Source organism: Desulfocastanea catecholica (genome assembly GCF_054657295.1).
Window position 1 is genome coordinate 1 of the sequence record NZ_BAAHYZ010000041.1, and the last position, 20,859, is coordinate 20,859.

At 43.2% G+C, this 20,859-nt stretch carries 21 protein-coding genes and 2 riboswitches; of the genes, 16 read left to right on the forward strand and 5 right to left on the reverse strand.

What is annotated here, in order from left to right:
• Positions 1-211: 211 nt before the first annotated feature.
• Both ACYQ8U_RS21160 and ACYQ8U_RS21165 read right to left on the reverse strand, forming a co-directional pair.
• Entirely contained in the window at positions 212-1,444 is a 1,233-nt protein-coding gene (locus ACYQ8U_RS21160; RefSeq protein ID WP_459947557.1) for a cytochrome c3 family protein, read from the reverse strand.
• Between the two features lie 223 nt (positions 1,445-1,667).
• Positions 1,668-1,741: riboswitch (cyclic di-GMP riboswitch) on the reverse strand.
• Positions 1,742-2,011: 270 nt separating this feature from the next.
• Positions 2,012-2,302, reverse strand: a complete 291-nt coding sequence (locus tag ACYQ8U_RS21165) for a hypothetical protein (protein WP_459947558.1) — start codon at positions 2,300-2,302, stop codon at positions 2,012-2,014.
• Positions 2,303-2,593: 291 nt separating this feature from the next.
• Between ACYQ8U_RS21165 and ACYQ8U_RS21170 the strand changes: the two genes are divergently transcribed.
• From ACYQ8U_RS21170 to ACYQ8U_RS21195, 6 genes are all read left to right on the forward strand, one after another.
• Positions 2,594-3,316: a DUF6946 family protein gene (locus ACYQ8U_RS21170; protein WP_459947559.1), complete on the forward strand. Its 723-nt coding sequence runs from the start codon at positions 2,594-2,596 to the stop codon at positions 3,314-3,316.
• Positions 3,317-3,776: 460 nt separating this feature from the next.
• On the forward strand, positions 3,777-4,940 hold the full coding sequence (locus tag ACYQ8U_RS21175) for a PDDEXK family nuclease (RefSeq protein WP_459947560.1): 1,164 nt from the start codon (positions 3,777-3,779) through the stop codon (positions 4,938-4,940).
• A gap of 544 nt (positions 4,941-5,484) precedes the next feature.
• Positions 5,485-5,561, forward strand: a riboswitch (cyclic di-GMP riboswitch).
• A 101-nt stretch (positions 5,562-5,662) separates the two neighbouring features.
• Positions 5,663-7,210, forward strand: a complete 1,548-nt coding sequence (locus ACYQ8U_RS21180; protein ID WP_459947561.1) for a hypothetical protein — start codon at positions 5,663-5,665, stop codon at positions 7,208-7,210.
• Between the two features lie 264 nt (positions 7,211-7,474).
• The gene (locus ACYQ8U_RS21185; protein ID WP_459947562.1) at positions 7,475-7,876 is read left to right on the forward strand and encodes an Lcl domain-containing protein; all 402 of its coding nucleotides are present in this window, start codon (positions 7,475-7,477) and stop codon (positions 7,874-7,876) included.
• Positions 7,877-8,551: 675 nt separating this feature from the next.
• Entirely contained in the window at positions 8,552-8,734 is a 183-nt protein-coding gene (locus ACYQ8U_RS21190; protein ID WP_459947563.1) for a hypothetical protein, read from the forward strand.
• Positions 8,735-8,814: 80 nt separating this feature from the next.
• Positions 8,815-9,426: a hypothetical protein gene (locus ACYQ8U_RS21195; RefSeq protein ID WP_459947564.1), complete on the forward strand. Its 612-nt coding sequence runs from the start codon at positions 8,815-8,817 to the stop codon at positions 9,424-9,426.
• Positions 9,427-10,504: 1,078 nt separating this feature from the next.
• On the opposite strand, the gene ACYQ8U_RS21200 is transcribed toward ACYQ8U_RS21195, so the two are convergent.
• Positions 10,505-11,629: a hypothetical protein gene (locus ACYQ8U_RS21200; protein ID WP_459947565.1), complete on the reverse strand. Its 1,125-nt coding sequence runs from the start codon at positions 11,627-11,629 to the stop codon at positions 10,505-10,507.
• Between the two features lie 86 nt (positions 11,630-11,715).
• Complete coding sequence (locus ACYQ8U_RS21205; protein ID WP_459947566.1) at positions 11,716-12,567, reverse strand: hypothetical protein; 852 nt, start codon at positions 12,565-12,567, stop codon at positions 11,716-11,718.
• 364 nt (positions 12,568-12,931) lie between these two features.
• Here ACYQ8U_RS21205 and ACYQ8U_RS21210 point away from each other — a divergent pair, with 364 nt between their 5' ends.
• From ACYQ8U_RS21210 to ACYQ8U_RS21245, 8 genes are all read left to right on the forward strand, one after another.
• The gene (locus ACYQ8U_RS21210; protein WP_459947567.1) at positions 12,932-13,324 is read left to right on the forward strand and encodes a hypothetical protein; all 393 of its coding nucleotides are present in this window, start codon (positions 12,932-12,934) and stop codon (positions 13,322-13,324) included.
• Between the two features lie 78 nt (positions 13,325-13,402).
• Positions 13,403-13,795 carry a hypothetical protein gene (locus ACYQ8U_RS21215; RefSeq protein WP_459947568.1) on the forward strand — a complete coding sequence of 131 codons (393 nt, stop codon included), beginning with the start codon at positions 13,403-13,405 and terminating at the stop codon, positions 13,793-13,795.
• 25 nt (positions 13,796-13,820) lie between these two features.
• On the forward strand, positions 13,821-14,159 hold the full coding sequence (locus ACYQ8U_RS21220) for a hypothetical protein (RefSeq protein ID WP_459947569.1): 339 nt from the start codon (positions 13,821-13,823) through the stop codon (positions 14,157-14,159).
• A 2-nt stretch (positions 14,160-14,161) separates the two neighbouring features.
• The gene (locus ACYQ8U_RS21225) at positions 14,162-14,473 is read left to right on the forward strand and encodes a DUF2958 domain-containing protein (protein WP_459947570.1); all 312 of its coding nucleotides are present in this window, start codon (positions 14,162-14,164) and stop codon (positions 14,471-14,473) included.
• A gap of 88 nt (positions 14,474-14,561) precedes the next feature.
• Positions 14,562-15,098 (forward strand): hypothetical protein, encoded by a 537-nt coding sequence (locus tag ACYQ8U_RS21230; protein ID WP_459947571.1) that lies wholly within the window; start codon positions 14,562-14,564, stop codon positions 15,096-15,098.
• A gap of 151 nt (positions 15,099-15,249) precedes the next feature.
• Positions 15,250-16,434, forward strand: a complete 1,185-nt coding sequence (locus ACYQ8U_RS21235) for a tyrosine-type recombinase/integrase (RefSeq protein ID WP_459947572.1) — start codon at positions 15,250-15,252, stop codon at positions 16,432-16,434.
• Positions 16,435-16,471: 37 nt separating this feature from the next.
• Positions 16,472-16,909: a hypothetical protein gene (locus ACYQ8U_RS21240; RefSeq protein ID WP_459947573.1), complete on the forward strand. Its 438-nt coding sequence runs from the start codon at positions 16,472-16,474 to the stop codon at positions 16,907-16,909.
• Between the two features lie 95 nt (positions 16,910-17,004).
• Positions 17,005-17,148: a hypothetical protein gene (locus tag ACYQ8U_RS21245; protein ID WP_459947574.1), complete on the forward strand. Its 144-nt coding sequence runs from the start codon at positions 17,005-17,007 to the stop codon at positions 17,146-17,148.
• A gap of 530 nt (positions 17,149-17,678) precedes the next feature.
• Here the strand turns inward: ACYQ8U_RS21245 and ACYQ8U_RS21250 are convergent.
• Positions 17,679-18,230, reverse strand: coding sequence for a hypothetical protein (locus ACYQ8U_RS21250; protein WP_459947575.1), 552 nt, complete (start codon positions 18,228-18,230; stop codon positions 17,679-17,681).
• Positions 18,231-19,033: 803 nt separating this feature from the next.
• Between ACYQ8U_RS21250 and ACYQ8U_RS21255 the strand changes: the two genes are divergently transcribed.
• Entirely contained in the window at positions 19,034-19,588 is a 555-nt protein-coding gene (locus ACYQ8U_RS21255) for a PEP-CTERM sorting domain-containing protein (protein ID WP_459947576.1), read from the forward strand.
• A 135-nt stretch (positions 19,589-19,723) separates the two neighbouring features.
• Entirely contained in the window at positions 19,724-20,038 is a 315-nt protein-coding gene (locus tag ACYQ8U_RS21260; protein ID WP_459947577.1) for a hypothetical protein, read from the forward strand.
• Positions 20,039-20,859 lie beyond the last annotated feature (821 nt).

The following is a 20,859-nucleotide window of genomic DNA, read 5'->3' on the forward strand; positions in this document are numbered from 1 at the left end:
CACCCCAGGATATGAATGACTTCCTCCAGGCCGGTCTGACCGTCAGTGCCAACATCCCAAGGTCCAGAAATTGCCAATTCCATTGTATCACTTCCGGTAAGTCCATAGTCCGGCGATCTCCGAGATTGTCTGGAATTATCTTCAATCTGAAGGTGCACAGGAACCATCTCTTGATCTCATTTTGGGAACAACTGTTCATTATTCGAAAAAATTACGGATTATTTTTCAGTAGAAGAAGAAAAATACCAGGAGAAAGAGAGGATTCTGAACCAAAGGAGCCATGCGGTCCTGGTGCATCAGGGGGTGATAAATGGCATACTGTACACTTTGAAAGTGTTCCAGGGCGACCTTGAAGAGATATAAATTTGATTGCATCATTTTGTTCACGACTTGGGGCAATAGCATGAGGACTGTCGTGACAAGCTGAGCAATAGAGACCTCCGTGGCCTGTTGACATTCTATATAAGACTTGGTTTTGTGCATATTTAGAGCCATGGCAGGCTGAAGAATCACACCGGGGTTCATTCAGCCATGGAGCTGGGTTTTGTGCTACCTTATCCATATTTCCATGGCAAGAAACACAACCCATACCCGCTTTTGTACTCATCACATCCCGTAGACATTTGGTTTGCGGTCCGGGATGACAGAGATAACAACCATCGGTACTTTCATCCACCTCATCCGCATGTTTTCTGTGCATTGCTCTTGAAAGATTAGGAACTCCTGTCACTCCAGCAGCATTCAATGCATTCGACCCATGACATTCTGCACAGAGGACAGGTCTACGCTGCATGAGCAAACCAGTGTGACCGGGTGGATACTCCTCACTGTTTTCTTTATCATGCAGAGTAAGGATATTTGTTTCCACTCTACCTGTAGAGATATCATCAACGCCACCATCATAATGGCAATTGTCACAGCGCATTTCTGTTGATACTGGAGCCACTGTTGTCTGGCGCGCAAGTATTGAATTGGTAGCTGTGTCACGTACAACAATATTTGCTAATTGGTAGGGATAAGGTAAAGAAGGAGCACTATCCTGAAACTCGGTAAGTGGAATTCCTTCTGCTATAAAATGGTCTCCTTTCCTATCCATAACTCCAGAGAGTCCTTTTCCTGTAAGGCCAATATTGGGAGGCAAGTTAACACCGAAAAGCTGTTGTGCATAATTCCAGAAATTAGATTTTCCAACCGAGTAAGTGTTGTCTGGAAAACTGTACGTAACAGTAATACCACCGGTTATGATTGTTGGAGGATTGCCAACCTTGATAACTTGTGCCATAAGATTATTATAGGGCGGAAGGACAGCTAAATCTCTAAAATCTCGGTTGTAGCAATGCATTCCAAGATCATTCCATGCAAAAACAACATATTGGGTTGCTTGAACAGAACTGGCGAAAACGGTTAAAAACAATATGATACTGATACAGTTTTTTGTTTTCACATCGATCCTCCATAATACAAAATGCATTGTTAATTTATATCAGATGAGGTGTTGGTCTATTTAAAATAGACAGATCTTATCCATTTGGAACCTCCACTTCGTTTGCAGTCTTCAAACAGAACTTCAAGGTTGGAGTAACTGACACATAGTTTCACTAAAAAAATCTTTTGTGATATCTTTATATTCGGAATCGTTAACCAAAAAAAAACCGAGCCACCTTTTTAAAGGCAACTCGGCTGTCTATAAAGACCCGTAGCTTTCCGTCCCTGTCTTGCAGCAGGTTTGGCTTTATCTTGTATTTATTTTTACACTATATGCGAAAAGACTACTCCCGGTCAATGAAAAGCGTGACACTTGTAGAAATTCTCAAAGAAGGTGCTTCCAGATCATCAATCACAGAGATTCTGTGAGTTATTTTCTATAACTTTACAAAGGAAAAACAGACGAATTTAGCATTATTTCCAAATTGTATATTGAGGAAGATTCGTCTCAAATTGTTGCGTCCCCCACCTTACCTGTTTAATCAGGTGGAGGACTGCTTAAAGATCAAGATTTATAGGGATTCGATCAAGAATTTACACAGTCACCCGTACCAGTGCCGTCGCCCGATCCATCTCCGCCATTCTCACCACTACCTTTGTTCCCTTCGCCTTTACCATTACCTGCAAATAATTGATGGTTGTCAATCGTTAGGGTTTGAGTTGTGCTGCAGTCGCCCGGTCCATTATTATCTATACCATCACTGGTACCAGTACCGTCACCTGGCCCATGTCCGTTTCCAGCCATTGCCGTTGATGAAAGCATGAGAATAGCACATAATGTTACCAACGATTTTATTAAGCCTTTGTTTGAGTGCATGTAATCATTCCTTTTTTTTGTGTGGTCGAGTGCTTAGCCAGACCCATTGTCTGACAAAAACATTCCACCTTTGTTTAATGCAACTTCTTTATAGACGTGCAGATGAGAGAAAGGTTACAATTTTATTATGAAAAAAAGTTGGGAGCGATGCCAAGATTTGAGTTACAACACACTGACTGGCAACGTTGCTGATTCCAGTTTAGGTTAATTGCAACCAAATTTGTGAAAACCTGAGAATAAGGGCAAAAAGACACTCTATATCTCTCCTATCAAAATTAAATTATGGTGACAATGAGGGTTCAGGATTCGCGAGGGTACGAAATAAAAAGTCTAGTAGACTGGGCGAAGCTCTATAATACTCCACAGACATCACATCAGTGGAAAGATGGGCGAAGTGCTTATTCAGCTGCCGAGTTTATCATCAATCGAAATGGTGGCAAAGTCATACAAAAATGGGTTGAAGAAGCGATTTGCAAAAATATTGTGATTGAACGTGTAATTCCTGAGTATGAGGTTCGCTTTGATAAGTTCGGTCGTGGCCGTATGCATGACATTGCTATATTTGTATCAACCGATCAAGGCGAGACAGTATTTGTTGGTGTTGAAGCAAAGGTTGATGAGACTTTTGGTGCCTTAGTGAAGGATAGTTACCTTGCGTCGAAAGCAAAACAGATAATTGGAACTTCAACGAACGCACCTGATCGGATAGAAAAGCTGTTAGCTTTGCACTTTCATGAACCAGATCCATCCATGTTTGATATCCGATATCAGCTTCTTTACGCTACGGCTGGTACAATAGCGGAAGGTGCTGATATATCAGTGCTATTGGTCGTAGTGTTCAAGACAGCCCTTTATAAGGAAAGCATCGCTGTTAAAAACTATCAAGATTACATGCACTTCATGGAAAAAGTTGGTGCGTCAACACTTAAACTTCCGAGTAAAAAAAAACAGGGCTATGAGTTATTATTGCAAGGAAAGCGTCTTATCTGTCTGCATGAATCATTCGAGCTTTAAGAGTCAACATATCTATCTGTAGTAGAGTTTGGCCAGGGCCGGTAAGCAATATTTCGCCAATAGATGATTATTTAAAATAATAAATATTATTTTTATGTCTCATTAAATGTAATTTAATATAATAATATGTCGTATACATATTATTTACAATATTTCTAAGGTATTTACACTACAGCCCGCCCACCAAGCAGGCTTTGCTTGTCACTCTATAAGTCAATGCAATTGCATTTCCTCCCTTGCTGCTTTTGTGAGCTATAACCGCCCGGAGGAAGGGCATCGCGCACCTAGCTAAAAACGACAGTTATCATACAAACAGATTTTGCTGCGTGGGGTAGGTGTATGCATAATTTCCTGTATTTATGAAGCTATTTGGTTTATCTATGTTAGAATAAACCAATAATCACAATAAATACAATCATTCTAAATAATTATCTTAGCATTTTTACAGGAAATTTATCCGATGTATGCCACTCCTTTCATTGTTAACGATAAAGGTGAAACTGAATTGCTGGAACGAGTGCCTTTTGGCAGTGGTTTTAGTGAAAATTGGTTACAGAATCGGCTTTTTGAGAATCCGCAGTCACTTCCATTATTAGAAATTGATCCTGCATATCAGCAGGTGTGTCCGCTTTGTATGGAGATGAATACCGGAGCCGGTCCAATTGATGTTGTTTATATCACGCCGCAGGGTCGATTGGTGATTATCGAGACTAAGCTATGGCGCAATCCAGAGGCCAGGCGAAAAGTCATTGCGCAAGTTCTCGATTATGCGAAGGAATTGAAAGCTTGGAGCTACGCAGATATCCAACGTGAAGTAAGCAGACGTACTGGCATCAAGGGTAACAGTCCATTCCAGATAGTTTCCAAACGGTTTGGAGAGATAGAAGAAGCCGTATTTGTTGATGGAGTGACACAATCTCTCAGGCATGGTGATTTCATGCTCATCATTGCGGGTGATGGCATTCGGCAAGATGCTCAAGGTATTGTTCAATTTCTTCAAGACGTTGGGCACATGCGCTTTGTATTGGCCATGATCGAGGTTGCTGTTTACAAACATACTCTAGAAGACATGTTTGTAATTCAACCGAGGACATTGTTAAAAACCCAGCAACTCAATAGAGATATTGAATATTCACTACCGCATGAAATAACCACGGTAACCAGTCAGACCAGCAGCGAGAAAGAAGAATGGCGACAAAAATATAAGGAATACTGGACAAGGTTTTTGAGTACCCTGACATTAGATGATCCAGAACAACCCATGGCCAATGTTACAGCCACAGGAAATCTCACTTTTTCTTTACCACCTTCAGGAGCTACAGCCTGGATAACAACATTTTTTTATAAGCAGTTAAAAGAAGTTGGTTGTTTTGTTCGCTTGAAAAATGACCCTCTTGGCAGAGAACTCTATCAATCTCTGCTCGAAGAAAAGAACAGCATCGAAGCTGATCTTCCATTCCCAGTCAAATGGGATGAGGAAAGACGAATGATCATCCGTTGTATGCAGGTTACAGGTGACTGGCCGCCGGTAAATGACAAAAGAGTTGATGAATACCTTGCCGAAACAATCAATGGGTTTACCAACACTTTCAGACCTCGCCTTGAAAGACTCTCGGGAAATTAGAGTCCAAAAAAAATGGTCCAATGATGGCGTGGGTACCACTGTTGGACCACCTGATGTACCCATTCGGCAAAAGTGTCGAACCTCAAAAACTGCTAGTCGGGTAAGTATTTATATTTTTCTGCTGGCAATGTGGGCGCTCACTTATTTTGGTCGACCGTTTGAGTAAAAGAACTTGTTGCTCGTTCCCTCTCGGAGTGAGGTACAAATAACGTAACATGTGATATTAGAAACCCCAATTATTTGATTTAGACGAATCGTTTTACTCGCGGATAATCAAATTTCTCAAATTTCATTATCGGCAATTCATTTTTTCTCCGCGCATGGTTTTCGATTATCTGAGAATGTCTGGCAATACCCACCGTTCTTCCTTGGCTTGAGGGTTAGAATAAATTTACCGTGCTATCAAATGTATCATTAACATCTTAAGAAGACAGCACATCCTGACCTGACGCACGACTCTGTCGCATGTTAATAATAACGATAAAATAGGCACATTACCTGTAGACACAACATTATAAATATGTTTAGTATTCGTGCTGATAATAATAGATAAAGCCAAACCTGCCGTGAGCCAGGGACGGAAAGCTACGGGTCTTAAAAAAAGATAGCCGAGCTGCCTTTTTAAATAGGTAGATCGGTTATCTTTTTCTGGTCATTTTCTATAGGGCATCAGGTATCGACAAGGAAATTGTATATACAAAACACATGGAAGGAGGCACAAAATGGAAAGAATTTTTTATAAGAAGCCTATATTTTTCTCGATTATTTTTCTGGTGTTTTCCTTTTTTTTTATTACCCAAAAAGTTGCTGCGAATGAAATTACTATTGAAAGGACGACTCATTTACTTGATTCACGCTCCCCAAATTCTGTTGGTTTCGGGATAGGGGACAGGCATACATTTGCGGTAAATTTAACCCCGAACGGTGATCTCGATGGTGATGGCTTTGCTGATAGCGATGGTACTTCCCCCCCCTCCACAGTAATCGCCTCGCAGGGTGGTGTGGAACGTTCTCTTATTTTTTATCCGGTATATCTCGACCCAAATCACTTTGTTAGTTCCCTTACCTACAACCCCCTCCTTGTAAACAACTGGGATTTCCATATCACAAACGGAAGCGATACCGCCGTAACGTTTAGCCCAGATATAGCCGGTGTCGAAAGGATGCCTTTTGTGACAAGCATGTCGCTTACTGGCAGTGGAACGACACCTACTTTCAACTGGACTGCTCCTATCGGTTCCCCGCACGATGGAGTATCTATATGGATATTCGATCTTCAGGATTTCATTAATCAAAGTGCGAGGAATATATATATAAAGAACCTTGCTCGCACCGACACCATGTTTCAGGTGCCAGACAACATCCTTCAACCTAATCATCTATATTCGGTCGCAATCCAATTAGATGGATATAGGGATCTTTCATCAAGTAATCCTCTGTTCACAAGGCTTGAAAGACGATCACGTTCATTTTTTGATTTTTCAACCGAAACCCTTCCGGTCCCTGACGACGCACCTATATATCTTCCATCTGTCGACCCATTCGGTAGTCCTAATGGCGGTGTAATTTACACTTTCGATGTAGCGGTTGAAGGTGGTAAAACAGTCTTCATTGACCCTGTTGTGGCAGTTGGTTATGACTATCAAGTCGGTGATGGTGATCCTCATTTTGCATCGGTTCAGCTACCTGAGATCGGTGACAATAAATTCAGTTTGTACATGTTTGATGGTGAAAATTATGTTTTCAAAGAAAACATAATGGCTGGCGAAAAATATTTATTCGGAGAGGGTGCGGAACGTTTTCGTGTTATGGGAATAGAAGCATCGTCCGGTCTAGATCCAAATAACGCAACTGCATTTCCGACAGCATTGACCTTCCTTTCTGATGGAAGCTTCACTGGGACAATGACCCCAATTGTTGTGACTCAAGTAGATATTGATATAAAGCCTGGTAGTGTCACTAACTGCTTTAATAAAAATGAGCATGGTGTAATTCCAGCAGCAATCTTTGGGGCTTCCGATTTTAATGTGGATGATATTGATGTTAACAGCCTTTCTTTGCAGGGGCTGGCAATCAAAATGGTTGGAAAAAGCGTTAGATATTTAGTTCATACTGACTTTGTAAATGAAGATGAGTATCTCGACCTCATTGTTCAGTTCGAAGATGATGATAGTTGGACGGGCAATGGACGAGTGTTGGCAACGCTAACCGGAGTACTCTATGATGGGAGTCCTATTGAGGGGAACGATGATATCTGCATCATTCCTTAAAATTGAGGATAGTATGCAAAGCAGGCAGAGGAAATTCATCCTCTGCCTGCTTTCATTTTTTATTAGAGTACCCCCAAATTTCACGAATAAAAATGCACTTTAAACTTATATTTCTTTTCGATTTTTAAAATGACTCATTATCAAGGCAGGGACGGAAATTATGGGCCCCAATAGATAGCCGGGCTACCTTTCCCCAAGGCAGCCCGGCTATTTTTTTTTACGCACAGAAAAAATAGTGAGAGACTGTATAAAGGAGGCAAAATTATGTGGGCTTATTTTTTCCCTTTACTAGCCACAATTATTACTATTTCCACCCTCAGCTCCTGTGCCAAACCTGTGGCAACAGAGGCTGAGGGTATTACCCAGCATAAATTTTATTTGAAGGATATGAGCAATGGTGTGTGTCACCAGCTCCCGGCTGGGTTGATGTGGCAAATAAAAAATAGCAAGAAGATCTCTAGTTGGCAGGAAGCCGATGATTATGCGAACGAACTGCAACTTGGGGGATTTGATGATTGGCGTTTACCTACTCGTGATGAGTGTTACACGTTATCAGAGTTACTTCTGATGAAAAAGGGAGATTGCCCAATAAAAATCAAGAAAGGTCACTGGGTCAGTGATAATACTAAGCGGAAGCCGGGGTTTTGGGACGAATATCAGCTCTGAGGTGGACCAGAGCTTCGTTGGGTAGAAACTAATGAAGGTTCTGTTCGGGCAGTTCGTCCTTAAGGAAAATTCCCTTTTTGCGTAGTATTTCCTTTGATCTTCTCAGGGAGAAGCATAATCTATTAGGTCCTGCTTTCTAACGGGGGTAAACCAAGGGAGATCTTCCCCTGTTGAAATAGAGATTGAACAAAACCTAGAGAAGATGCCTTGGCTGTGACACACTGCTTTCCAGATTTTTTGGATTTATTTTTGATGTGAGCAAGGTCGGAAAAAGGTTGAGTAATGCGCTAATTCGTACACGATCATCAGTTAGTATCAACCACGATGCCTGACACTTATATCGAAGTGACCAGTAACGATTCTCTGGAACAATCTCGTAATCTTTTTGGTTCAGCATCGACCATCGCCCATTAGACAAAACAATTCATTTTGTCTAATGGGCGAAGATGGGTACATAAATATCAACGGCTTTAGACACCCGAGATTGTTAAATCTCGGATGTCTTCTGCTCCAACCTTTACACTTTTCAGTGTCAAATAAAGTGGTCCCGGCGACACGATTGCGCGCCCAGTTGCAAATAAAGTGGGCTCAGTGTCATTTAAGCCGGAGCCAGTAAAGAGTGAGAAAGAGCGGCAAGCCGAGCACGACAAAGAGTGTCGCTTCCTTGCTGACTTGATGCATTCAGACGAGACTTTGACCTACGCCCCCCGGCAGATCAACAAATGGTCAAGGCTGGATCGCGAGAAATGGGAGATAGAGAAGGGCTATCGAAAGCTCGTTGACCCTGTTCCCAAGCCTGGCGAAAGTCGAAAGAAAGACTCTGACCAGTACGACGATTTTTCCCCCCGCCGCCGTTAATTAGCTGTAGCGGCGCGCACTCAGAAACGCTACAATAGTGTTGCACTAGTCATACACTATTTTCTATTACGGAGATAATAATGAACGCTTCTAAGGTTATTTTTTTCTGTTTCGCTTTTCTTTTTACTTTTTTTAATATCGCAACTTCCGCGACAATAAGTGAAATTATTGGTGAAGAAAATCTTCCCCCAAAAGAAAAAAGAAAGGTTATAGGCTCTTGGTTTGAAATAGCGCACCCATGCACTCTAAGTTTTGAAGAAGTCAATTCTAAGACCTATATGGTTACAAGATGTACCGATGGCAGCGGAGGAAATACTGGGATACCACTCACAAAATCCAAGGACAACAAATACAGAACTACAAAGTCTAACGATTTCGGTGAATATTTTATTATCGATAAAAAAGGAGATTTAGCTTGTTACGATAATCAAGGATATATATTTACTTTGTCCCAAAGCAGTTCTTCGTCTTCCGGTGATAAAAATAAAACAACGCCAGAAAAAGAAGCAGATAGCGCGTCAACAGCAGGATTAGATTGCAGTACAATTGGCTACAGATACGGATACACTGCAACGAAGGCTCTCAAAGGTCTGCCAACTATTCCAGCGTGGGATTTTGTAGTACCAGAAAGATGCAGAAATAAGCAGGATACCAAAAATGGAATAACGGAAGGAACTAAAGCAGCTTGGTAGGTCACTACCTTTTTGTTTATCTTTATACAGAAGCATTCTTTACCAACTCTTTATGCTTTGGATACCTACAGGATACCATCGTAAGCGGCCTTTCCGTGACTCACTCAATATTCCTGCTCGTCGAACACTAGACAAAAGGAATTATTTTGTCTAATGATTTTAGCTTCAGTGTCGGAATGTCAATGATTTACCCATTATAAAAACACCCAAACATTGGACAAAATGATAGGAGTCGAAAAAACTCCTTGTTTCAATCCGTCGTCATCAGGATTGCAGACAACAAAAAGAAGATCGTTCACAGAAAATCAACCGAGACAATTGCTACATTTTTGACCATCATCAGCGTTGATAATACTTTCCAATCGTGCATTGAGGTTGGCAGGGTAAGATCATGAAAATTAGCCGTTCGTTGAGACCATAACTACTGCTGTCTTCACCTTTTGCAGCCAAGGTAAGCAGGTACACGTTATTCTCAATTCTTGTAGGTCAGAAGCAGTTAAGAGGAGGTGTTGCGGAAAAGATTTTCCGGCGTAAGGACGTACCACTTTTTACCATAAGGAATGCTATCCTGAAAATGAGAAGACCGTAAACTCTCTGGTCACTCTCTGGTCGTTCCGGAAAGCTGAAACAATACCGGTGATGAGATCTAAAACGTCATAGTGTCAACTGGTGACCGTGCCGATGTAAATAATATCTGCATGATGAACTGATATTTTATGTAGTTAGGTAAAGTCTGAGAATAATGAGCACAACCTATTGACACTGCAGGAGAAGTCGGGTAAATAACCCTCTCCATATGAGGTGCCGGGATAGCTCAGTCGGTAGAGCAACGGACTGAAAATCAGTGGCACGTTTGTAAATGTTCAGGTTGGCGCGTCGATAAAATTAAGGACCTATGGCTATTTTGCTGTGGGTCCTTTTTGCGTTTCCGGTTGAGGTCTGGTCGTTGGGGCTGTCGGTATGGGGATTTTAGAAGTTTCCCATTGCCTACTTGATGATTCTGCCATTCCGTTCAAAAGGAAGTGATGTGGATGGGTCAGATGCATAGCTATATGGACTTTTGACTTGATACCACCAGCTATTCTGCTAATGCAGTTTGATACCATTCATTCAAAACCTTCAGATCATCAGGTAATACTCTAGCATCTACCCTGAGAGGTGAGACCTCCGTCCGCAGAACACATGGTTTGTCCTTCAATAGCGAAAAAAACCCTGGAAGAATTTTGCAACTCTCGGGCAGAATATTGCTCTGCACATGCAAGTTTGCAATCTGTTCTCTCAAGACCAGGCGGGGAAGTGCATGTTCCATTACCCCCTTAACATTAGGGTTACCTTTACAGATCTCTTCTACCAATAAATTATAAGACTGTCTATCAATGGAGAAACACCCTTTCAATGAATCATTGTGTATTTCGGCCAAATGACACCCAAGACGAAATGCAGAGAATCCGGCCAATGCACCAAAGCCAAAAGCTGGAGACAAACTAAATAACGCTCCTACAGTCCCACTACGAATCGCGTCAACACCAGCGTCACTCAAATCTTCACCAGCTAATCCATAGGCCAAGCAGAAGCCGATTAAAGCAGAGACACCAGCCGATCCGAAAAAATTCAGTGGATCGACGTAGACAGACAACCTATTATATGCTGCAACAACACCCGCTAATATATTTTCAACACCAGCGAAAAGGAGTAGCGGGTTTTTTGTGGCTAATGAAAACCCAACTTCAATTCCACCTTCAACAAAAGTATCGAAAAAGGTGCCCCAGTTCATAATCAGAGTCCCATGAAAGGCTTTGGCGAGATCCGCAGAACCTTCTGCGATTGCGAAGATCCCAATACCTGAGTCAAGAAGATTAACCTGAAGCCATCCTCTATGAATGCCAGCTTGTTCTAAAACCTGGCCCAGGCCAGAATGAGACAGAAATGGAATAGGTATGCCCGCTTTGGTCGGAAAATCTGTTAGCATAATGTGGCCAGCATGGCGCAAGCCTTCACCAGAGCCATGAGATGCGAAAGTTTTAGGAACATCCAAAAAGATGTCATGGCCCGCTACATATCGATGCCCAAAGCCCCTAGCTGAATCAGCTAGTGGATTTACTGCCAATGAAGGAAAGAGACCATCTACGAACCCCCGCAGCTCTTTTGCTGGAATATTCATATAGACCATCTGTGCTGGCACAATAATTGATGCTGCCTCCAATAGAAATTCTCCTAAACCGATTGCAATGTTTCTTTATTAAGTTACTCTTGGAAGAGAAGTTAATTGGTATTCTGGGGAAAACGAATCTAATTTACCGATTCTGACAATTTTTCACCATACTCACCCCAAATTGCTTCGACAGCCTTTTGGGTAGACATTTTTAGAACTTTGGTAAAACGTTCAGAATCCACCTCCTTGTTACTGGTTCTCGCAAAATATCCCGCAATAGCGAGCAGACTAAGACCTCCCACACCCCACATAATCGGACCAGTAATCGAGCTACCTACAAATACAGCAGTAATACTGGCAATAGCGCTTGCACCCCAACCTAGTGCTACTCCAACGGAGCTAATTACCATGCCTATTCCAGCAGTGCCTCCCGAAAAACCGATGGCGGCTTTAATCAGATTTCGTTTCTCCTGTTTTGTTGGTGCTAGGATAGCTTTACTCATTGCACAAGCAGCAGAAACCTGACGCGGCGTAAATGACAACGCATTCATAAAAATATTGTGCACTGAAGCTGTCAGGATTTGTGCATCAGCATACCCTAGATAGCATTCCCCTTTAGGTTTCCCCTCTATTCTCTCGGCTATCTTCAGTTCAATTGTACTTCTCAAAGCACTTGCAAACTGTTCTAACTTTCTCTGTGACTCTGACATATTGTCGGGTGGAAAGTCTTTAAAACTATCCGTCAGATCTTCTACTGATGCCAGATCTTTTTCAGCTTGTGTCCGAAAAACACTCTTAACGCCACTGAACGTATCGCTAACAACATCAACCAGGTTTTTCACTACTGCTTTAACATCTTTAAAATCTACACGATCATCACCATTGATGTCCCAAAAGCTCCTTGGTATCAACGCAGCACCACATGCTGAACAATTGTTATTATCTGGTTGGTTCTTCTTACCACATTGAGCGCATGCAATCATTTCCATCTTTTCTTAACCTCCTCATTAGTCGGAATCAACCGGGGACATCAACGATTATTTTTAGTCAATATATTTTCACTATAGCCTGCCTTCGACTATTGTATAAGAATCCAATAGAGATGCATCACACAAGGTGACACAGATAAACGTTACTATTTTAAATGTCAACAGATAGTACCAGTAAGTAGTTATGATTACAAATAGTTTCTATCTAAATAAAGGAGCCATGGCAAGAACCACTTAAAAGAGTATACGTCCTCAGCAGTGTAGTTCTCTCAAGAATAACAGTAACCAACCAAAACGAACATTATCGGGCTCCATGCTTAACGGCGTGGGGCCTTTTTTTTTCATTTAAAAAGGAGAAACAGCAATGAAAGTAATCCGCAGTTTTGACGAACTTAAGTACCTGGATACAAGTCTGATCAAATTCATATTGGATGTATGTCCATGGTTGACATATGATTGGAATCCTCATGAGACGGGCATTGTATATATCCTCCAGGATAGTGATCAATATCATAACTGGATCCTGACTCAACCCCACCTGGATGCAGATGGCAACCACTGCCGAGATAGAATATCTCTAAAAATGGCAACACGTGACCTATGGAAACCACCGGCCTATTTCAATGAGACTTTGGGCTATTGGCATGTCGTAGCCGTATTCGACGAGGACTACGAGGGTACCTTCTTTCTCTCAGCTGGATACGTGCAATCAATACCGGCGCTTGAGAAGATATTCCAGGAAATCAGACTGAGATAAAACACACCATAACCGAACCATATCCAGGCCTCATGCTATCAAGCGTGGGGCCTTTTTTCATTTAAAAGGAGGAGAACAATGAAAGTAATCGGCAGTATCGGCGAGGTACTCAGTTTACCGGGTGACCTTGGAATGTTCATTTTGGAATCCTGTCCCTGGATGGCAGAAGAGTGGGAACCGGAGATCATCGGCTATGTATTCGTACTCGAAGACCGCGACATCAATGAGGTGTCGTCTATCTGCACGGTTCCGCACATCGAGGAGAACGACTACAGGGAAGCAATGTCCATCGATCTGGCAACTTTCGATCTATGGGAAACACCATCATTTTTCGATGACACCACCGGATATTGGAATGTTGTGGCAATCTTAGGCGAGGAATATGGCTGTGCAGTGTTCTTGTCCTCTGGGTTTGTCGCTTCGATACCACCACTGCAAGACAGGTTGAAGGCCATTAATCACAGTAGCTAAAAGATCATCTTACAGGAGCATACCTATGCATCTTACTCGGGAATTAATCAGCCAACCGGAACCATTGAGACGCTGCATCGAGAAAATATTCGAGGAACATACCCATCAAGACGAGGTCATCATCGATCTGTACAAAATGATACTACCGGAATGGAACGACATCGAACAGCTCCATGGTCACCCCGTCTGTGGCAGAGAATTGTGGTTCTATATCTGTGAGCTGTTTATCGAGTTCGACAAGATCCATCACCCTCGATGCATGGCCGGTGGGGCCTGGATCAATTATGGATTTTCAGTAGATGCTCAGTTGGAACCATGGGCAATCAATCTTTCAAACTGCCTCGTAACCTATAAGGAGACCTGAACATGTGGAACATTCCATCGAAGAAACGTCTGCAGCAAATACCTCAATTGTATGCGACAGAAGACATTGAACTGAAGGACAAACTGATATACCTACACTTCTTCATCGGTGGTTCTGACTGGTACATAGCCGAATATGACGGTCAAGATACATTCTGGGGATATGCCATCTTTAACGGTGATGATCAGAATGCAGAGTGGGGCTACATCAGCTTTAGCGATTTAAAAGGGATCAAGATAGGTTATGTCGAAATAGACTGTGAACTGTACTGGCGCATTAAACCGGCCTCCCAGATCGATAAAATCAAGACCTGAAATAAATCGAAATCAACAGCAGTCAAGCGGTCTGTGTCCATAAGGATACGGGCCTTTTTTTTTATCCAATCAACACAGGAGTAATCCCATGAGCACGAAAAAATTGAATGAAACCCCAACAGTCAGAATCATTGATCGTGGAGAATGTCCCAAACTCACCCCCAGGGGACAAGGCATTCTGTCCTATGAATTCGGTGTCAACGATGATGAATTCTTCATTAGAATCGCTGCCAACTCCCAGGGCGGGACCTGCAGTTTCGAATGGATACCGCTGAAGACCGTGGAAAGCCTGTTGGAAGATGCTGAAGAAAGCTTCCCTGCCGTCATCTTCAAAAAAGCCTTTATCAGCAGATCGGCAAACAATCATGGCTACCTGGCGGCTATCCTCAAAGCAGTGAAGGTTATCGCTGCAGATCCTGACCAACCGGCCAAACTCGCCTTCCTATCTTTCGATTCTATAAAGGATCAACTCAATCATCTGAAGACAGAGGACATTGACTTGCCTGATCTCGTGGCCGCCGCTCGAAAGGAACGTGAAGCAAAGAAGCAATCGCCGAAATTGGTAGAGCCAGCTGATACACCAAAGAAGAAAGGCCGTCCCAAGAAAGATGTACCAACTCCTTGATGCAGTTTTTCCACCGCCAAAAGACAGGAGCATGACAGGAACGTCAATTTCAAAAGTGGTGTTTTCAACCAAATCAAACGAACCAGGGCAGGAGAGCAAGGGACTTCACTTCCGTGCTGCTGCTTTCCTTGCCCTGGAAGAGGAGGCATCTATGCATAGTACGCGAAAGTTTCATTTCACCAGAAAGAAGATCGAGGCATTGCCGCCAAATGATCGAGAATCGAAATCAACGGATCAGGAGTATTCCGACACCACCCTTGGTCTCAAACTGTTTGTCTCCAAGAACGGCAGGAAAAGCTTTCACTTCCGGTATTGTCTCAACAAGAAGAAGAGGGTTATCAAGATTGCCGATTTCGATTGTCTGTCTTTACAGGAGGTTCGGGATATCGCCAGCAAGTATCGAGGGATGGTGAACAGGAATGTCGATCCTCTCAACGAACGGGACATTTCCAGGGAGATTCCCACCCTGAGAGCCTTCGCCAAGACATATATCGAATGGGCCAGTTTCCATAAAAGATCGTGGAAAGATGACGACAACAAACTGAAGGCGGACATTCTACCGGCGTTCGGCGAAAGGAGGCTGAACGAGATCACCGGTAAGGACATCCAGTTGTATCTTGAGAAGATCAAGACGAGGACATCGGGTAGCTGCAGCAATCGGCATCGAAGTCTGTGGTCAAAGATATTCTCGACGGCTCTCCTGTGGTCGGTGATCGAGGGAGAGAATCCCTGTTCCAGAATACCAAAGTTTCCCGAGAGTTCGGGGAGATTACGCTATCTTGACCATGCGGAAATCAAGAGGTTTCTCTTTGTCCTGGATGCATACCAGGGAAGTGTATCGGCGCTGCTGCTGAAGTTTTTGCTGTTTACCGGCTTGAGGCTTGGGGAAACAAAACGGCTGAAATGGGACGACTTCGGGGCGGACGGTGCCGTTCATATCCGTATGGAAAACGCCAAAAGCAAGAAGTCCCGATATGTTCAGCTCAATTCAATGGCATTGACTGTATTGGCAGATCTGGAACAGCTCAGAGCCGAAAACAATCCCTACATCTTTCCCGGCGGAAGACCCGGTCGTCACATCATCAATCCGAAGAAACTCTTTGATACGGTGAAGACAAAAGCAGCGTTAGAGGATGTCTGCATTCATACGCTCAGGCATACTTTTGCAACCTTGAGTATCGCCGCCGGAACGGATTTGTATGTGGTGCAGAGCCAGTTAGGTCATGCCAACTATAAGACGACACAACGGTATGCCCATATTTCCCCGGAACGTATCAAAACCGCCACCGAGAATGTTGCCAAGGAAATCGGCCTGGCATTGGGTGATGAACTGTAACCGGAAACAGGGGTATTTTATATAAAAGGAGAAAATAATGCATGTTCTAAAGACTGGTTCATGTCCGTCGCTGTCGGGTAAATCAACCCTGACGTACCATATCGCTCATAAAGAGAAGGAGGTCTATTTCTGTCTGGCCGAAAATACCAAGTCGGGAGTGTTATCTAAAGAGTGGATCTCGTTGCAACAAATGGAAGCCCTGTTGGCCACTGAAGAGTGCACCTTCACGTCCAGGACCAGTGCCTTGCATACACTCTATAAAGGACATTCTATAAACAGCGGCGGGTTCTTGCTGGCGGTTCTGCTGAAGGAAGGTCTGGTGAACTATGCCAAGGGAAAGAGACGCAGCTATTGCCTTGGTGATTCCTCTGTATTCTATGCCGCCATTCATGCACTCATGGGAAAGCATCAAGCATCGCCACCTGTTTTCGCGGGGAAGGATAGGCGCGAGGAGGAAGTATCATGTTCGCCGTGACCTATTCCCTTTCGCCACAGTGTCTGTAGTTGTGCAAAGTCAGCTTGGCCATGACTTGCGATAATAGAGGTATCTTATATGAAGAGGTGTGACAGATGAGGCTGCAAACGATCGGCAACATTATTTTATTTGCAATCATATATATTGTCGTCTTTGGAATTCTTGCAAAAGTGGGTGTGTTCGCGGCTGTTGTCGGCGCGGTTACGGCAACCCAGTGGTTTAAGAAAAACTTCAAATAGGAGGAGGTGATGAATAGGTCAACCAGGAATGCCATAATCACCACGATTATTTTCTTAAGTTTCTTCGGAGTGCTCGCCAGATATGGAATCTACATTGTTGCTGTCTTGGCGATTTACGTTACGGCACGTATCATGATAAGCCGGAGGTGATGTGTTGTTTAAAGCCGGTGCTTGCTCTACTCGGGTGCTGGGCACCATGCCTCAGAAGTCCACTTTATCAACAGCGGGGGCTTCATGCTGGCCGTTCTGCTGAAAGAAGGTCTGGTGACGAAAGGAAAGAGACGCAGCTACTGCTGGTGTGATTCCTCTGCCTTCTATGTCGCCATTGATGAACTCATGGAAAAATGAAGACCACAAGTACCGCCACCTGTTTTTGCCAGGCAGGTTAGACGTGATGAGGCAGCATTATGTTCTCCGTGACATGTGCTCTGGTGACTGCCGCTGTGCTCTGCATGATTATCCCTTCAACACGAAATCTGGGGGTGATATTTGTCACTGTACTGTTCTTCCTGTATCCCATTCCCGTAACCTTAATATTGATTGGCATCGGGGCTGTGTATTATTGGAGGAAATTTATGTGATTGATGTTTGGAGGATAGCCTGAGAATATGGCCCATTGGGTACGTATATGGCACTCGATGGGCCAGACTCGGGGCGGTGGTGCGGACGAAAACCGGTAAAGGTGGTAAAGGTGGCAAACTCATGCGTGGCAATAGTTTGCGGGACATTGACCTGCGCGTATGCACCACCTTCGCCCCCTTTTCCCGGACCATACGACTCCCCCGGGAGGGACACCATAACGACCCCCCAGACGACCACTCGGTCCCGGCCATCACCACCCCATGGACGACCCCGGCGTGCGTCCAGGCGTGCAGTTTTTGCCCTCCCTCGACAGCTTGTTTTTGAACCTGCGCTTCGCCCGGCATTTCATTTACATCGCGCCAAATGCCACCCCCGAAAAAATTTTCCCCCCAAAATACCCCCAGGGTGCCACTTCGGCCCCCGGCGATCATGACCCCCATCGAGGACGCACAGGCGGTCGGCAGGCGGGCATATAGGGCACATCTGAGATGAGTTTGCACCCTGCCCCCCCTCCGGTTCGGGAAGCCGGAAATCGATTGGAATGAAAGGGGAAGTGGAAATAATATGATGGTTTTGGGGGTCACTTTAAAGACGTCGGGTTAAGGGATGCTTCCCCCTTAAGACTTTTATTGGAGGCACATAATGGCTAAAATTTTGATAATTCGTGAATAATGTTGATTTCTATACCAAATCTCATCCTGAACATCACGTAACGGTGGCCAATATCCGAAATGTTCTGGAATAATCAATAATTGAAAACGCTCCATTTTCGGCTAGTTTTTCTGAAAATATTATCTGAAGTTGAAAAGCGCCGACATGCTCCATTTTTGGCATCTTTTTTTAAAAACCCAGGTTCGTTCTGCTCAGGAACAATGTAAAAACTTCAATCAGAAAAAGAATTAAAATTGTATGGCAGGTGCAAGCCTAACAAATTGTCTTGATTACAATTTCTAAAACCGTGTAAAAAATTTCCGGAAGCGTGCAAAGTATTTCCGGAATAGTGTAAAGTATTTCCGGAAGCATGTAAAGTATTTCCGGATATTCGAACTGTATTGTTTGTTGGATTGTGATTTTTTGACCACGTTCAACTGTAAGTACTAGAAATCAATAGAAGTTGTTAATTGTGAAATTTATAAAATAAAGGATCAATATTTGCAAAGAAATAGTGTGTTTCTGTTAATATTTAGCAGAAAAGGTCACATATTAATTAATTTTGGAGGGAAAAATTATGTTAAACAGGTCTCTGATTACTTTGGCAATAATATTAAGCTTGTTCATTACATCTAAAGCTTGGTCCATTCCAATGACAAATATCGAGGGGGACGGTTACGAAGATGTTGCAGGGTCTGCCTATGCCTACTATGAAAATAGTGGCGATTTCATGTTTTTTGGTGGTACGCCTGGAAGTGGTAATTTTAATGACGAACAGGATTTGGCCGACGGTTCCCTTGAACTCATGGTGGAAAATTATTTGGGTATTACTGATCCAACTGTTTTCAGCCTAACAAAAGCAAATGATATTACATCAACAAGATATGATGCAGCAGGAAATGTTACTGCGAGTGCAACGGCAAGTGGAACTTGGGCAACTGCAAACCCAGTCGAATTACTGAGTTTTTATGTTGTAAAAGCAGCTAATAACTATGCTATGTATTATGTGAATCCTGCCGAATCTACTGGGTCGTGGAGCACTTATGATTTGTGGAATGCAGGTTATGGGGGCAACGAACCATTAGAAATCTCTCATTTTAATGGATACAATACAAGCACAGTACCGGTCCCTGAACCTGCAACCATGCTACTCCTTGGCGCAGGCCTTATCGGATTAGCTGGAGCAAGATTTAGAAAGAAAAAATAGATACTGCAATGCTGGACATATTACAGCAGGGTCAATATGGCCCTGCTTATTTTTGATATAATTTATCTTAACTCTTCTTGATCATGATGTTTCCAGATTCTTATGGAGCACAGACACTTCTATAGGCACAAGTTTTTGAATACATTTGTCGTTAATCGGCAGGGAATATATTGTATATTTGATATTGGTTCAGGTGGTGTTTCTTTTGGATGCTCTAGTGAAAGAGATATTTCTGAAAGATTGGTTATTGATATTGCAGATGACAAAGGATTGCATCTATTAGACCTTCCAATTAATAAAGTCTGGGTAGCGAAAAACACTGATTTTTGCAGTACCTCCATTTGTGACACAGTAGTTGGAGCAAAATTCGATACTAATCTAATGACTCCTGATCAGCAATCCACTCTCAATCAGTTAATGGAATTTCTTAGTAAAAATAAGCTTCAATAACTTGTTTTCCGCATCATTTTTGAACGTACCGTTCTTACGAAACACTAGATCCTAAGTATCTTGGTAATATATTTCCAAGTGAAGCCTAAGTATTATTGATCTTATCTGTTAATTGACCTTGTTCCTGTTAACCGGAAACAAGCAGTTACTTCAATGCTATCGCGACATCAGAAGGTCATTTTGCCCTGTGAAAAGCATTAGTTTCCTGACCTGAAAAAGACATCTCTCGTCGTCCAAGATGTTTACAGTGAATCTCTTTGATTGATGGTCTCGGCGGTAAGGAACATGTGAGCCTTGTTGGTATTCTGGGGTATACTCTCAAAATAGCAACTGATCTGACGCTTTCCTCCTTGACTACTCAGAGTGATAAAAGTGGATTTTTTGAGACCCCCCTTTTTCTTTTAGCAAAACATAGCCTGCCTTGTCAGTAGTACGTTCCGGGTGTGGAGGAGGGGGGCGAAAATTCCCCACTTTTACCACTTCTGCACCTCATCACCGCCGCCTTTTCCCGGACCTCAAGACACCCCACAAAACTTGCACCATAACGGCCCCCAGACGACACCTCGGCCCCGGCCATGACCCACCCCATAGGCGACTCCCGGCGTGCGTCCAGGCGTGCAGTTTTTGCCGTTCCTCGTGCAGCTTGTGTTTGCCGCCGCCACCGCCACACTGTTAGTGGCCCTCGTCCGGTTTTATGAACAGAAAATGATAGAGATGGAAAGGGAAGTGCTTGTTTTTGGGATTTTTTGAGGGCCTTTTTAATCCTTCTCGGTTGGGTGTGGTTTCTCTCTGAAATATTTATTTAGGAAGAAAGAAAAACC

Coding starts and splice junctions, on each gene's coding strand:
- ACYQ8U_RS21195 (WP_459947564.1), top strand. CDS start 8,815: ATGAACGCTTCTAAGGTTATTTTTTTCTGTTTCGCTTTTCTTTTTACT.
- ACYQ8U_RS21220 (WP_459947569.1), top strand. CDS start 13,821: ATGCATCTTACTCGGGAATTAATCAGCCAACCGGAACCATTGAGACGC.
- ACYQ8U_RS21255 (WP_459947576.1), top strand. CDS start 19,034: ATGACAAATATCGAGGGGGACGGTTACGAAGATGTTGCAGGGTCTGCC.
- ACYQ8U_RS21210 (WP_459947567.1), top strand. CDS start 12,932: ATGAAAGTAATCCGCAGTTTTGACGAACTTAAGTACCTGGATACAAGT.
- ACYQ8U_RS21165 (WP_459947558.1), bottom strand. CDS start 2,302: ATGCACTCAAACAAAGGCTTAATAAAATCGTTGGTAACATTATGTGCT.
- ACYQ8U_RS21245 (WP_459947574.1), top strand. CDS start 17,005: ATGAGGCTGCAAACGATCGGCAACATTATTTTATTTGCAATCATATAT.
- ACYQ8U_RS21205 (WP_459947566.1), bottom strand. CDS start 12,567: ATGGAAATGATTGCATGCGCTCAATGTGGTAAGAAGAACCAACCAGAT.
- ACYQ8U_RS21170 (WP_459947559.1), top strand. CDS start 2,594: ATGAGGGTTCAGGATTCGCGAGGGTACGAAATAAAAAGTCTAGTAGAC.
- ACYQ8U_RS21215 (WP_459947568.1), top strand. CDS start 13,403: ATGAAAGTAATCGGCAGTATCGGCGAGGTACTCAGTTTACCGGGTGAC.
- ACYQ8U_RS21180 (WP_459947561.1), top strand. CDS start 5,663: ATGGAAAGAATTTTTTATAAGAAGCCTATATTTTTCTCGATTATTTTT.
- ACYQ8U_RS21225 (WP_459947570.1), top strand. CDS start 14,162: ATGTGGAACATTCCATCGAAGAAACGTCTGCAGCAAATACCTCAATTG.
- ACYQ8U_RS21190 (WP_459947563.1), top strand. CDS start 8,552: ATGCATTCAGACGAGACTTTGACCTACGCCCCCCGGCAGATCAACAAA.
- ACYQ8U_RS21230 (WP_459947571.1), top strand. CDS start 14,562: ATGAGCACGAAAAAATTGAATGAAACCCCAACAGTCAGAATCATTGAT.
- ACYQ8U_RS21175 (WP_459947560.1), top strand. CDS start 3,777: ATGTATGCCACTCCTTTCATTGTTAACGATAAAGGTGAAACTGAATTG.
- ACYQ8U_RS21185 (WP_459947562.1), top strand. CDS start 7,475: ATGTGGGCTTATTTTTTCCCTTTACTAGCCACAATTATTACTATTTCC.
- ACYQ8U_RS21235 (WP_459947572.1), top strand. CDS start 15,250: ATGCATAGTACGCGAAAGTTTCATTTCACCAGAAAGAAGATCGAGGCA.
- ACYQ8U_RS21240 (WP_459947573.1), top strand. CDS start 16,472: ATGCATGTTCTAAAGACTGGTTCATGTCCGTCGCTGTCGGGTAAATCA.